The following is a 14,323-nucleotide window of genomic DNA, read 5'->3' as shown; positions in this document are numbered from 1 at the left end:
TTAGAAATTAACGTTTAAACCTAACGTGAAAGTAATTGGTCGTGGGTACAAGTTATTGTCAATACCTCCAGAAATTTCCGGGTCTAATCCACTGTAATCCGTGAATAACAAAACGTTTTGCGCTGCCAAAGTCAATTTAATTAATGAGGTTGCAGCGTTTTCTTTTTGATTAAAAGTATACCCAACACTTACATTATCTAACCTAACAAAAGAAGCATCTTGGATGTAGTAATCCGATTCGTATCTTTTAGTATCTTGAGTAGTAAAACCAGTTTCTAAAAGATTTTCAACACCGTTTGATAAATCCGTTTCTCTTAGCAATACATTTTGATAAGAACCATTATTAGAATCTACGTTATTGTAATTAAAATTACCCCAAGATCCTCTCCAGTTCATCGCCATATCCCAATTTTTGTAAGTCAAACTTGTGTTGAATCCGTAAAAAACATCAGCTGCCGGTTTGTGAAAACGATATTTATCTTCCGCAGTTATAAGACCATCTTTATTTCTGTCAATATAAACTCCGTCTAATGGTTTACCATCTGCACCATAAGCTTGCTCATACACATAGAATGAGCTTGGAGAATAACCTACTTGGTGGTTTTGTATTGTATTTCCTGTTGCACCTGCATAACCACCAACATTAATACCCGGAGTATTATCCAAAACAGTAGTTAATTTAGTGATTTTTGAATCTTGAAACGTTACGTTACCGCCAATTGTCCATTCCCAACTATCCGTTTTAACCGGTATAACATCACCAGATAACTCAATACCTTTGTTTTCAATAGTCCCGATGTTATAATTATCATAGTTAGAGAATCCAAAGAAAGAAGGGTTTTGCGTGTATAATAATAAATCTTCTGTATTTCTTTGATACAAATCAACAGTACCTCTAATTCTATTGTTTATGAATCCGAAATCCAAACCAACATTGACTGTTGTCGTTTCTTCCCATTTCAAATTACTATTGTAAGGTTGTGGTCTGAATGTATTGTAAAATGTGTTTCCAAATTGGTACTGAGCAGAAGCATTGGACACCAAATACAAAGGAATTGAAGGATAACTTACCCCAATATCTTGTTGACCGGTAACACCCCATCCCCCTCTAAGTTTTAAAGTAGAAATACTTTCAACATCTTTTAGGAAGTTTTCTTCATTTAATTTCCATGCTAAAGCTACAGCAGGGAAATTTGCCCAACGATTATCTTCAGTAAATCTCGAAGTACCATCACGTCTGTAAGACAATGTTAATAAATACTTATCAGTTATAGAAACATTTGCTCTTGCAAAAAATGATTGCAAATTAACACGAGAAGGAACACCGATTACATCAGTTACTACATCATTTTCATAATTGTATGAAAAACCACCATTTGAATCCCTGAAATCTTGGTAAGAATAACCGGCGGTTACATCAAATAAAGTATTAATAGACTCTACTTTTTTATTGTAGTTTAAATACAAGTCCATTAATTTGTTTTTTCTTGAATTTGTATTCTCATAAGTATTATTGAATCCTGATCCATCTAAACCATTAAGAAAATCAGAATGAACACCACCAAAAGATCTACCACTCAACTCATCATATCCTAAATTTGCAACTGCCTTTAATTCTGGCAAGAAATGCATTTTGTAGTCTACTTGAATATTACCGATACTTCTAAAAGAACTACCATAATTATCTTGTTGCTCTATTAAAGATAATGGGTTTCTTCCTGCCAATTGATTAATTTCTGTTGGAGAAGTATACCATTGGTAATACGTTCCGTCAGCATTCTTTACAATTTGCGTTGGATCAAAAGCGATAGCAGCACCAATAGCACCTCTATTACTGTAATTATTTTTAATATAAGCAGTATTATTGTTTAATTGGATTTTTAAATGTTTATCCAAGAAATCACCTGTAACAGAAGCCTGCAAAGTACTTCTTTCCATATTATCTCTTTTCAAGATACCATTTAAATTAGCATATCCTGCAGAAACTCTGTACCCTACATTATCAGCACCACCACTCACAGCGATGTTATGATCTGTACCCATTGCTGTTCTGTAGATTTCGTCTTGCCAATCAGTATTAGCAGCACCAACTAAAGCTTGTTGCGCAGGCGAACCATTAGCAGTGATGAAATCTTTAAATTGAGTAGAAGTTAAAGCATCCACTGTATTTGTAATTTCAGAAACTTGGAAACTTCCGTTATAGCTTACTTGAACATCTCCTGCTTTTCCTTTTTTAGTCGTGATGATAATAACACCATTAGAGGCACGAGATCCATAAATTGCAGTAGCAGAAGCATCTTTCAATACTGTAATCGATTCAATATTGTTTTGATTGATTGTAGACAATGGATTTCTACCCCCACTAACACCTCCAGCCGCAACAGGAACTCCATCAATAACATATAATGGATCATTATTAGCAGATAAAGAAGATCCGCTTCTAATTCTGATAACTGCCCCTTCACCCGGAGACCCTCCGCCGTTGATGATCTGTAAACCAGCCACTTTACCGGTAATCATCTGGTCTGCTGAAGTAACAGGCCCTTTATTAAAGTCTTTAGTTCCCAATACAGTAACAGCTCCTGTTGCGTCTTTTTTCTTAACAGTACCGTAACCTACTTGAACAACTACTTCTTTCAATTGATTAGCATCTTCCTCTAAAGAAACATTTAGTGATTTTTGCGCATCATAATTAACAACAGAACTTCTGTAGCCAATGAAAGAAAAAACGATTTTATCGCCTTTTTTTAGATTTCCTATTTGGAATTTTCCATCAAAATCTGTCGAAACACCGTTATTGGCGCCTTGTACATTTACATTTACTCCTGGAATTGGCTGCCCCGACACTTTGTCAACAACAATACCATTTAGTGTATTCTGAGCCAGAACACTAAAAGGCAGGAGTAGTAATAAAAATAACAACTTTTTATAAATTGTTTTCATACTTTTTGTTTAAATTAATTTGAGTTTTGGTTGTAGTTTTAAGCTTTTAATTTTACTTCGAATTCCAAAATTAGGAAAATATTAACGCGACCGACATGACATAAATCATAAGGGCTTACGAAAACGAAATAGTGTTGAAAACTTTCTATATTATTGAAGTTTTTAAGCTTATAATTGTCATTAATCAAAATAAAACATACCTTTATTAATAAAATAATTTTTTCCAAACCTACATCCATGAAAAAGAAGGTAACATTAAAACAAATTGCAAAAGAGCTTGACGTATCTATTTCTACGGTCTCAAAATCATTAAGAAACAGCTTGGAAATAGGAGAAGAAACCAGATTAAAAGTACAAGCCTTTGCTAAATTCTATAACTACAAGCCCAACAATATTGCTTTAAGTTTAAAAAATCGAAAAACAAAAACCATAGGCATTATCATTCCCGAAATTGTCCACCATTTCTTTTCGACCGTTATTAATGGTATCGAACATGTTGCAAATGAAAATGGTTATAGTGTAATTATCTGTTTGTCGGATGACTCCTTTGACAAAGAAGTATTAAATATGGAAATGCTTGCTAATGGAAGCATTGACGGATTTATTATGTCCCTTTCTAAAGAAACCCAATTTAGAGGTGACTTTCATCATATCACTGAAGTAATTAACCAAGGCATGCCTGTTGTTATGTTTGACAGGGTTACTAATGAAATTCTTTGCGACAAAGTAATCATCGATGACAAATCAGCTGCCTATGAAGCCGTGCAAAGTTTGATTGACAAAGGGAAGAAAAAAATTGCCCTAGTCACTACTGTAGACTATGTGAGCGTTGGTAAACTAAGAACAGACGGTTATATCAAAGCACTATTGGATAACGGAATCCCATTTGATGAAAATCTAATCATCAAAATTGAAAATGTAGACACCTGCGAAATTACAATAGGAAAATTATTGGAAGACAAAGCAATCGATGCTGTATTTGCAGTGAATGAACTTTTTGCGGTGACCATTATAAAAACAGCCAACAAAATAGGACTAAACGTTCCCAAAGATTTAGCTGTTATTGCTTTTACGGACGGAATTATTTCAAAATATTCCACACCAACCATAACTACTGTTAGTCAAAGCGGACGAAAAATGGGTAATAAAGCTGCAAAAATGCTGATCAAAAGATTAGAAGCTGAGGAAGAAGAAGGAGAAGAAAACTATAAAACTGAAGTAATCGAAACACACTTGATAGAAAGAGAGTCTACCAATTAGTATTTTTCTGCTATTTAATTCATTACTACAACCTTGTAGTTGAAAAAGTTTGCCATTTTTTTAATTTGAAAAATAAAAGTTTAAAATATATTTATATATTTACCCCTCAAAGCTTTTACTTTTACTTCGAAAATGAGTTAAGTTTTGATAAGCAAAGCGCTTATCGTACATTAAAATAATTTACGATAATGGAAAAACCCAAATTAAGTTTTTGGCAAATTTGGAATCTAAGTTTTGGATTCTTAGGAGTTCAAATTGGTTATTCTCTACAAAATGGAAATACAAGTAGGATATTAGAAGCCTTAGGTGCCGATGTTCACAGCATTGGTTATTTTTGGCTAGCTGCGCCTCTGGCAGGTTTAGTTGTTCAACCTATCATTGGTCTTTCGAGCGATAAAACCTGGACCCGATTGGGCCGTAGAATTCCATTTATATTCTTTGGAGCAGTTGTTTCGGCCTTGGCCATGTTTTTTATGCCAAACGCAGAATACTTCGCTTATCTTTTACCTCCATTACTTTTTGGTGCAGTGATGCTTTTATTGATGGATACTTCGTTTAATGTTACCATGCAACCATTTAGAGCTCTTGTTGGCGATATGGTGAATGATGACCAGCGTAACCTTGGGTATTCTTTACAGAGTGCATTAATTAATTTTGGAGCTGTTTTTGGTTCTTTACTCCCTTGGATTCTTGCAAAAGCAGGGGTAGCAAATGTGCCTGCTGCAGGTGAAAAAGTTGCTGAATCAGTAATTTGGTCCTTTTATATTGGAGGAGCTATTTTACTTGTAAGTGTGTTATGGACTGTTTTTAAAACGAAAGAATACGCACCAAAAGAACATGCCGAGTATAACCAAATCGATTTAGACGCTCCCGAGAAAAAAGAAAAATCAAATATTTTTAATTTGATCGTATCAGCTCCAAAAGTCTTTTGGCAATTGGGATTCGTTCAGTTTTTCTCTTGGTTTGCCTTATTTTTAATGTGGGTTTACACGACCAGAGCTATTGCGAATCAAGTTTGGGGTCCTGAAGCATTAGATGCAAAATCAATTGGTTTTAACGAAGCTGGTGATTGGACTGGTGTGATGTTCGCATTCTACAGTGCAATAGCAGCACTATTCTCTTTGTTAATTCCATCCATAGCAAAATCTATTGGCCGAAAAAAAACCTACAGTTTTTCTCTTTTACTAGGAGGCATTGGATTAATCTCAATGTTCATCGTACAGGATAAAAATCTGTTATTAGTTTCTATGGTAGGAGTAGGCTTAGCATGGGCCGCTATTTTAGCTATGCCTTATGCCATGTTATCCGGTTCTTTACCTGCCGACAAAATGGGAGTTTACATGGGATTGTTTAACGCAACCATTACTTTACCACAAATCGCGGCTGGTTTACTAGGCAGCACCTTAATTGCCTTATTTGGAGGTCAACCAATGGCGATCATAGTTATCGCAGGAGCTTCTATGTTAATTGCAGGTCTAGGCGTTTCTTTTGTTAAGGAAACCGCATCAACTACAAAATAATCTATATTAAAATTAAAATGACTAAAGCATTTATATTCGACTTGGACGGAGTAATTGTTGACACCGCTAAATATCATTATTTAGCTTGGCAAAAAATTGCATCCGAATTGGGTATCGAATTTACATTAGAACACAATGAATTATTAAAAGGTGTCAGCCGTGTGCGCTCTCTGGACATAATTTTAGAATTAGGTAAGGTCGAAGCTTCCCAGGAAGACAAAGACAAATGGTTAATTCAAAAAAATGAAGATTATCTCTCCTATTTAGTGGACATGGATGAAAGTGAAATTCTTCCGGGAGTTTTGCCGGTTTTGAAATTTTTAAAAGAACAAAACCAGCCAATCGCTTTAGGCTCCGCCAGTAAAAATGCGAGACCAATCCTTGAAAAAACAGGAATCTTACATTATTTCAATGCTATTGTGGACGGTAATGATGTCAGCAATGCAAAACCTGATCCTGAAGTTTTCTTGATAGCTGCAAAATTATTGGGAACAAAGCCCGAAAATTCAATTGTATTTGAAGATTCTGTCGCTGGAATTCAAGCAGCTAATATTGGCAAAATGGTAAGTGTAGGAATTGGAGAAGAATCTGTTTTGCATGAAGCTCAATATATTTTCAAAGATTTCACGCATATAGATTTAAGCTTCTTAGAGGCTTTGATAAAAAAATAAAATTTAGATAGAATAGAAAGAAACAAGAACAAAAGAGAAAAAGGAATGGCGGGTTATTATGATTATGAAACTTTACCCCTTTTAAACCTTATTCTTTTTAAACTTTAAACAAAAAAAGGATGAACCAAGATTATATAAAGCCAGATAATTGGTCAATAATAGAAGAAGGATTTGATGTCGAAAGTGTAAAATCCTCTGAAAGTCTTTTCAGTATTGGAAACGGGGCCATGGGACAACGTGCCAATTTTGAAGAGAGTTACAGCGGAGAAACCTTTCAGGGAAGCTATATCGCCGGAATTTATTATCCGGACAAAACTAAAGTGGGATGGTGGAAAAATGGATACCCAGAATATTTTGCCAAAGTATTAAATGCTCCAAATTGGATTGGTATAGACATTGAAATAAATGGTGAAAATCTGGATTTGAATTCATGTGCAGCGGTGAAAAACTTCCGTCGCGAATTAAATATGAAAGAAGGATGGTACAACCGCTCCTTTGAAGCCACACTGAAAAACGGCACTGAAATCGCAGTAAACGTACGTCGTTTCCTTTCCCTTAATTTAGACGAAGCAGGTTTTATAAATTATGAAATCACTCCTTTAAATAAAGATGCAAAAATAATCTACAAACCTTATGTAGATGGTGGAGTAACCAATGAAGACGCGAACTGGGAAGAAAAATTCTGGGAACCGTTAGATGTAAAAAAATCAGGAAATGAAGCTTTTGTAACAGCACAAACTTTCAAAACGCATTTCAAAGTAACTACTTTTATGCATAACAGCATTTGGACGAATGGTGAAAATATTCATGTTTCCCCTTCTTCTATTGATGCTTTTTCTGATAAAATTCAATTTTCATATGGTGTTATTATAGCCAAAGGTGAAAAATCAAGTATTCAAAAAATTGGTGGTTATACCGTTTCTTTAAATCATGAAAACACTATAACTGCTGCCGAAAAACTAATTCAATCTGTTTTAGCAAAAGGATATAAGGTCTTATTACAAGAACAAATTGATGCTTGGGCAAAAATTTGGGAAATGTCAGATATCACTATTGATGGTGATGTGAAAGCACAACAAGGTATTCGTTTCAATATATTCCAGCTGAATCAAACCTATTTGGGTAAAGATTCCCGTTTGAATATTGGACCAAAAGGATTTACAGGTGAAAAATACGGTGGATCTACTTATTGGGACACCGAGGCCTATTGTATTCCTTTTTATATGGCAACAAAAGACCAGCAAGTAGCCCGAAATTTATTAACCTACCGTTATAATCAATTGGATAAAGCAATTGAAAACGCTGGTAAATTAGGATTCACAAATGGCGCTGCTTTGTATCCAATGGTAACCATGAATGGAGAAGAATGTCATAACGAATGGGAAATTACTTTTGAAGAAATTCACAGAAATGGAGCTATCGCTTTTGCCATTTACAATTATTACCGTTATACTGGTGATTATAGTTACATCCCGGAAAAAGGTTTGGAAGTCTTAATTGGTATTGCCCGTTTCTGGCATCAAAGAGCTAATTTTTCTACGAACCTTGACAAATATGTTATTCTTGGAGTTACAGGACCTAATGAATACGAAAACAATGTGAACAACAATTTCTACACCAACTATATCGCAAAATGGTGTTTGGAATACACACAGGAACAAATTCAAAAAGTATCGCTTGAGTACCCATCAGACCATAAAAGAATTACTGAGAAAGTAAATATTACCGATACTGAATTACAATCTTGGAAAAAAGTTGCTGACAATATGTACTTCCCTTATTCAGACGAACATAAAGTCTATTTGCAACAAGACGGTTTCCTAGACAAAGAATTGGTTAGAGTGGCAGATTTGGACAAAAGCCAAAGACCAATCAACCAAAAATGGTCTTGGGACAGAATCTTGCGTTCTCCATATATCAAACAAGCCGACGTTTTACAGTGCTTCTACTTCTTTGAAGATCATTTCTCAAAAGAAGAATTGAAAAACAATTTTGAATTTTATGAGTCGTTTACAGTTCACGAAAGTTCCCTTTCACCATGCGTACACTCTATCCAAGCTGCTTTATTAGACAAGATGGAAATGGCCTATACTTTTTATTTGAGAACATCCCGATTGGATTTGGATGATTACAATAAAGAAGTAGAAGAAGGATGTCACATCACTTCTATGGCAGGAACCTGGATGAGCATCGTAGAAGGGTTTGGTGGTATGAGAGTAAAAGATAACACTTTACATTTCTCTCCAAAAATTCCAAAAGAATGGAGCGGTTATTCCTTCAAAATCAATTTCAGAAATCAAATTCTAACTGTTTCAATTAATCATAATGAAACAACGTTTTCAATAGATGGAGATACTGATTTAACTATAGTAAACAATGGAAAAACAGTAATTGTTTCTCCAAACAATTTGATTACAGTTTAAAATTAATTGTTAGAACTTGTAGTCAATTCTATCAATAAACAGAAGGCGCATAAGCTATCACAACAATCCCAATTTCTATTGGGATTGTTTATTGATAGTTGTCTGAAAAAGTAAGGTCTTCGATTGTGGCGAACCATCAAAGAACTTAGTTTTTCATTTTTTTAATCTTTTTAGCATTTGAAATAAAAAAATATTCAAAAGTAAAACCAAAAGTATTTGATTATGACCTCAATTAAATCACAATCGTTCCTTAACAAAAATTTCACTCAAAAGGTATTGTTCTTCCTTTTATTACTATCCTTAAACACAAACGCCCAAATACAAAGAGTTGAACCTCCGTTTTGGTATGCCGGCATGCACAATCCCGAACTACAGATTTTATTTTATGGCAAAAATATTGCGGAAAATGAAATTACTGTATCTAATAATATTTCCATCAAGGAAATAAAGAAAACCGAAAATCCAAATTATGTTTTCGTAACTATTGACACTAAAAACACTATAGCACAGGATTTTGTTTTCTCTTTTTCGAAAAACAAAAAAGTAGCTTTCACCCATAAATATTCTTTAAAACAACGCAGAGCAAATTCCGCTGAACGCAAAAGTTACGATGCCTCAGATATGATATACTTAATCATGCCTGATCGTTTTGCAAACGGAAACCCCAAAAATGACAGCGAAAAATCGGTTACTGAAAAAGCTGACAGAACTAATCCTGGCGGCAGACACGGAGGCGATATTGAAGGTGTTATCCAAAACCTGGATTATATCAAAGAGCTAGGAGCTACTGCCCTTTGGCCAACGCCTCTTTGCGAAGACAACGATAGTCAGGGATCCTACCATGGGTACGGACAATCTGATGTTTACAAAATAGATCCGCGTTACGGAACAAATGAAGATTATCTTCGACTATCTTCTGAATTACATAAAAGAGACATGAAACTGATCATGGATTACGTAACCAATCATTGGGGTGCAGCGCACTGGATGATGAATGATTTGCCAACTTATGAATGGTTGCATCAATTTCCAGGCTATGCTCAAACCAATTACAGAATGACCACACAATTTGACCCCAACGCATCAAAAATTGATGCCAAAATATGTATGGACGGATGGTTCGTAAAATCGATGCCTGATCTTAATCAGTCAAATCCTCTGTTATTAAACTATTTGACACAAAATGCTATTTGGTGGATTGAATATGCCGATTTAGACGGATTCAGAGTAGACACCTATTCATATAATGACAAAGATGGAATTGCAAAATGGACCAAAGCTATCACAGACGAATACCCTAATTTTAATATTGTTGGGGAAGTTTGGATGCATGATCAGGCTCAAATGGCCTATTGGCAAAAAGACAGTAAACTCGCTGCTATTCAAAACTACAATTCCTACTTACCAAGTGTAATGGATTTCACCTTACACAATGCAACAAGCGTGGCTTTCAACGAAAATCAAGCGGCTTGGGATAAAGGCTTAATCAAAATTTATGAGAATTTCGCTAATGATTTTCTATATCCAAACATCAACAACATCCTGACTTTTGTCGAAAATCATGACACCAACCGTTTCAACGAAATTTACAAAAAGGATTTCAGAAAATACCAAATGGCAATGACATTGATTGCTACTGTTCGCGGTATTCCCCAGCTTTATTATGGTTCAGAAATCGGTATGGCTGGAAATAAAAGCGAAGGAGACGCCGCTATTCGTCTAGATTTTCCTGGTGGATGGAAAGGGGATTCCAACAATGCCTTTACTAAATCTGGAAGAACTGCAGAACAGGAAAAATTCTTTGATTTTACTTCTAAATTATTCCAATGGAGAAAAACTAATGAAGTCGTACATTCTGGAAAAACAACACATTATATTCCGGAAGACAATGTCTATGTGTATTTTAGATATACAGATACTAAAACAGTGATGGTTGTAATCAACAACAGTGAAAAAAATCAAACCATAAAAACCAATCGTTTCCAAGAAAATATTCAAAATTTCACTGCTGGAAAAGATGTTCTAAGCGGTAAATCAGTTGATTTGAAAAACGACATTACAATAGAAAGTCAATCCGTTTTGCTTTTAGAGTTGCAATAATTTAAATCATATAAAACATATAAGTTCACTTAAGTTTTCCTTGTTTAGGTTTTCTTAAATGACCTTTATGATTAAAAGAAATATACTATGAAAAAAGATATTTTTATATTACTGTTTTCAATCCTTTTTACTCTGAATATCACTGCCCAGACTTTGCCTAAAGTCACTTTTGGAAGTATTAAAAGAATAGAAGCCTTTAAATCCAATTTTACTCCAGACAAGAATATAATAATTTGGCTTCCTGAAAATTACAGCACAAAAAAGAAATATGCTGTTTTGTACATGCATGATGGCCAAATGCTTTTTGACCCTAACATAACTTGGAACAAAGAAGCGTGGGAAGTCGATGATGTGGCAAGCCAATTAATAAAAGACGGCAAGATACAGGACTGTATTATCGTAGGAATAGAGAGTGAAGGAACGACGCGACACGCAACCTATTTCCCCCAAAAACCTTTTGAAAGTCTTACTACCGAACAAAGAGAATACGTAAACAAGCAAATTCAGGAAAAAGGAGGTAGCAGTATTGATTTTCAGCCCACTTCTGATAATTATTTGCGCTTTATAGTAAAGGAACTCAAGCCATTTGTTGACAAAAATTATTCGGTTCATAAAGATAAAAACCACACTTTTATTGCAGGAAGCAGTATGGGCGGTCTTATTTCAATGTATGCCCTTTGTGAATACCCAACTGTTTTTGGCGGCGCAGCCTGCATCTCTACACACTGGCCCGGTATTTTTCTAGCTGAAAACAATCCAATTCCGGATACTTTTATAAATTATCTAAAAATTAATCTGCCTAATCCAAAAACACATAAAATCTATTTTGATTATGGTGACCAAACCATTGATTCAATGTATCCGCCTTTGCAAAAAAAAGTTGATGTGGTTCTGAAAAGCAAAGGTTTCACCGAGAAAAACGGCTTGACAAAATTCTTTCCCGGAAAAGACCATTCGGAAAGATCCTGGAACGAAAGATTGCATTTCCCCTTGGAATTTTTGCTTAAAAAATAACAAACCGATATGAAAAATTTTTTACTACTTTTATTAATATCAACTTTTTCCTTTGCCCAAAATGCAAATCGAAAATATGAGAGCTCTAAATTATCAAACAGCACCTTAGAAATCAAAACTTCTGATGGCCTGTATCTGATAAAGCCCTATTCCGACAAAATCGTGGAGACTTCATTTGTTCCGAAAGGAGAAACATACAATCCAGAATCTCATGCCGTAGTTTTGGTTCCTAAAACCCGGATTTCGAAACTAAAAGAGACTAAAGACGGATTAATTTTTTCTACTAGTGGAATAACCGTTTCCATAGAAAAATCACCTTTTAAGATTTCCTATTTATATAAAAACAAAATCCTGCTTTCAGAGAAAAATGGATACATCAAAAAAGACAGTACCCAAATTTTAGACTTCAATCTAAATGATTCTGAAGTTCTCTACGGGGGTGGTTCAAGAGCATTGGGAATGAATCGTCGCGGCAACCGTTTACAATTATACAACCGTGCCCAATATGGCTACTCAAACAGGGCTGAGTTACTGAATTTCTGTATTCCAGTGGTTTTATCTTCAAAAATGTACGCAGTCCATTTTGATAATGCTGCCATTGGGTATTTAGATTTAGACAGTAAGAAAAACAACACTTTGGCCTATGAAACAATTTCCGGCCGCAAAACCTATCAGGTAATCGCAGGTGACTCATGGACTGATGTCGTCTCAAATTACACCAGTTTAACGGGAAAACAACCGCTGCCAGCCCGATGGACTTTTGGTAATTTTTCCAGCCGATTTGGATACCACAGTCAAGAAGAAGTTGAAAAAACTATTGAAAAATTTCAAAATGACAACATACCTGTTGATGCAATAATAATTGATTTGTACTGGTTTGGTAAAACCGTTCAAGGGACATTAGGGAATTTAGATTGGGACAAAGACAACTTCCCCAACCCTACTAAAATGATTGCCGACCTGAATGCCAAAAACATTAAAACCGTTTTGATAACGGAGCCTTTTGTTTTGACCACTTCGAGCAAATGGAAAGAAGCAGTAGACAAAAAAGTATTAGCAACTAATAAAGAAGGAAATCCTTTTATTTATGATTTCTATTTTGGCAATACCGGCATCATCGATGTTTTTAAACCCGAAGGAAAACAATGGTTTTGGAATATCTACAAAAACTTAATTAACCAAGGAGTTGGTGGTCTTTGGGGCGATTTAGGAGAACCCGAAGCTTTTCCTTCTCAAGGCATTACAGTAAAAGGTAAAGCCGATGAAGTTCATAATATCTATGGACACAATTGGGCTAAATTAGTTGCGGATGGTTACCAAACAGACTTTCCGGCTACTCGCCCATTTATATTGATGCGCTCCGGCTATTCCGGTTCCCAACATTACGGAATAATCCCTTGGTCGGGCGATGTGAGTCGTTCTTGGGAAGGCTTGCAATCTCAAACCGAAATTGCGTTGCAAATGGGAATGCAAGGAATTGGGTATATGCACTCTGATTTAGGAGGTTTTGCCGGTGATTATTTCGATAATGAGTTATATATTCGTTGGTTACAATATGGTGTTTTTCAACCTCTTTTCCGTCCGCACGCAGGAGAATCTGTAGCGTCAGAACCCGTTTATAAAGACATTGTAACCAAAGCAGCTGCTAAAAAACAAGTAGAATTGCGCTACCAAATGTTGCCTTACAATTATACATTAGCATTTGAAAACAACCAAAAAGGAACACCTTTAATGCGTCCTTTATTATTTGAAGAACCCGAAAACGGAGCATTATCAAGTGTTTCTGAAACTTATTTTTGGGGAAATGACTTTTTAGTAACACCAATTACCAAGGCAGGACTAAAAGAAACAACTATCTATTTTCCAAAAAACAATAATTGGTTTGATTTCTATACCGATGCAAAACACGATGCAGGAACCTCTTCAAATATTGCAGTTGTAGATGAACATATTCCGGTTTTTGTTCGCGGAGGTGCATTTATCCCTATGATAAAAACGATTCAAAACACATCAAAATATAGCCTGAATAATTTTGATCTGCATTTCTTTTTTGATGAAAAAATACCAAAAAGTGAAGGAAAATTATACAATGATAATGGACAAACACCAAACGCATTCGAAAAAGGCGAGTATGAAATTATCAATTTCTATAATAATTCAAATGAAAAAACGGTCAGCTTAACTATCCAAACCGAAACAGGAAAATCATTTCCAACTGCTGAAAAAAATATTACTTTAGTCCTTCACAATTTAAATGACAAAATCAAAAAAGTGACTGTTGACGGAAAAGAAACTACTTTTATCAGTAAAGGCAAAACAATAGAAATTCCTTTGGTTTCAAAAAAAGGAATCACAAATACCATAGTAATTCAACTAAAATAAAATTAAAAAA

Annotated in this window: 8 protein-coding genes; 7 read left to right on the top strand and 1 reads right to left on the bottom strand. The window is 35.0% G+C overall.

The window, feature by feature from the left end; genetic code table 11:
• Entirely contained in the window at window positions 1–2,943 is a 2,943-nt protein-coding gene (locus ABEB23_RS12675) for a SusC/RagA family TonB-linked outer membrane protein (protein WP_348812971.1), read from the bottom strand.
• Window positions 2,944–3,180: 237 nt separating this feature from the next.
• On the opposite strand from ABEB23_RS12675, the gene ABEB23_RS12670 reads away from it, so the two are divergent.
• The 7 genes from ABEB23_RS12670 (at window position 3,181) to ABEB23_RS12640 (ending at window position 14,313) form a co-directional block, all read left to right on the top strand.
• On the top strand, window positions 3,181–4,203 hold the full coding sequence (locus ABEB23_RS12670) for a LacI family DNA-binding transcriptional regulator (protein WP_348812970.1): 1,023 nt from the start codon (window positions 3,181–3,183) through the stop codon (window positions 4,201–4,203).
• Window positions 4,204–4,391: 188 nt separating this feature from the next.
• A complete protein-coding gene (locus tag ABEB23_RS12665) occupies window positions 4,392–5,723 on the top strand; it encodes an MFS transporter (RefSeq protein WP_348812969.1) in 1,332 nt (443 codons plus the stop codon).
• 17 nt (window positions 5,724–5,740) lie between these two features.
• On the top strand, window positions 5,741–6,394 hold the full coding sequence (gene pgmB, locus ABEB23_RS12660; protein ID WP_348812968.1) for a beta-phosphoglucomutase: 654 nt from the start codon (window positions 5,741–5,743) through the stop codon (window positions 6,392–6,394).
• A gap of 119 nt (window positions 6,395–6,513) precedes the next feature.
• Window positions 6,514–8,817, top strand: coding sequence for a glycoside hydrolase family 65 protein (locus ABEB23_RS12655; protein ID WP_348812967.1), 2,304 nt, complete (start codon window positions 6,514–6,516; stop codon window positions 8,815–8,817).
• A gap of 222 nt (window positions 8,818–9,039) precedes the next feature.
• A complete protein-coding gene (locus ABEB23_RS12650; protein WP_348812966.1) occupies window positions 9,040–10,917 on the top strand; it encodes a glycoside hydrolase family 13 protein in 1,878 nt (625 codons plus the stop codon).
• Window positions 10,918–11,004: 87 nt separating this feature from the next.
• The gene (locus ABEB23_RS12645; RefSeq protein WP_348812965.1) at window positions 11,005–11,931 is read left to right on the top strand and encodes an alpha/beta hydrolase; all 927 of its coding nucleotides are present in this window, start codon (window positions 11,005–11,007) and stop codon (window positions 11,929–11,931) included.
• A gap of 9 nt (window positions 11,932–11,940) precedes the next feature.
• A complete protein-coding gene (locus ABEB23_RS12640; RefSeq protein WP_348812964.1) occupies window positions 11,941–14,313 on the top strand; it encodes a glycoside hydrolase family 31 protein in 2,373 nt (790 codons plus the stop codon).
• Window positions 14,314–14,323 lie beyond the last annotated feature (10 nt).

The sequence above is a fragment of the Flavobacterium maritimum genome, from assembly GCF_040049085.1.
Lineage (GTDB): Bacteria > Bacteroidota > Bacteroidia > Flavobacteriales > Flavobacteriaceae > Flavobacterium > Flavobacterium maritimum.
Note: the sequence above shows the minus strand (reverse complement) of the source record. Positions and strands in the feature narration are given on the sequence as shown.

Bases quoted from the DNA above. Each gene is read 5' to 3' on its own strand.
- ABEB23_RS12675 (WP_348812971.1), bottom strand. From the start codon at position 2,943: ATGAAAACAATTTATAAAAAGTTGTTATTTTTATTACTACTCCTGCCT.
- ABEB23_RS12640 (WP_348812964.1), top strand. From the start codon at position 11,941: ATGAAAAATTTTTTACTACTTTTATTAATATCAACTTTTTCCTTTGCC.
- pgmB (WP_348812968.1), top strand. From the start codon at position 5,741: ATGACTAAAGCATTTATATTCGACTTGGACGGAGTAATTGTTGACACC.
- ABEB23_RS12665 (WP_348812969.1), top strand. From the start codon at position 4,392: ATGGAAAAACCCAAATTAAGTTTTTGGCAAATTTGGAATCTAAGTTTT.
- ABEB23_RS12670 (WP_348812970.1), top strand. From the start codon at position 3,181: ATGAAAAAGAAGGTAACATTAAAACAAATTGCAAAAGAGCTTGACGTA.
- ABEB23_RS12645 (WP_348812965.1), top strand. From the start codon at position 11,005: ATGAAAAAAGATATTTTTATATTACTGTTTTCAATCCTTTTTACTCTG.
- ABEB23_RS12655 (WP_348812967.1), top strand. From the start codon at position 6,514: ATGAACCAAGATTATATAAAGCCAGATAATTGGTCAATAATAGAAGAA.
- ABEB23_RS12650 (WP_348812966.1), top strand. From the start codon at position 9,040: ATGACCTCAATTAAATCACAATCGTTCCTTAACAAAAATTTCACTCAA.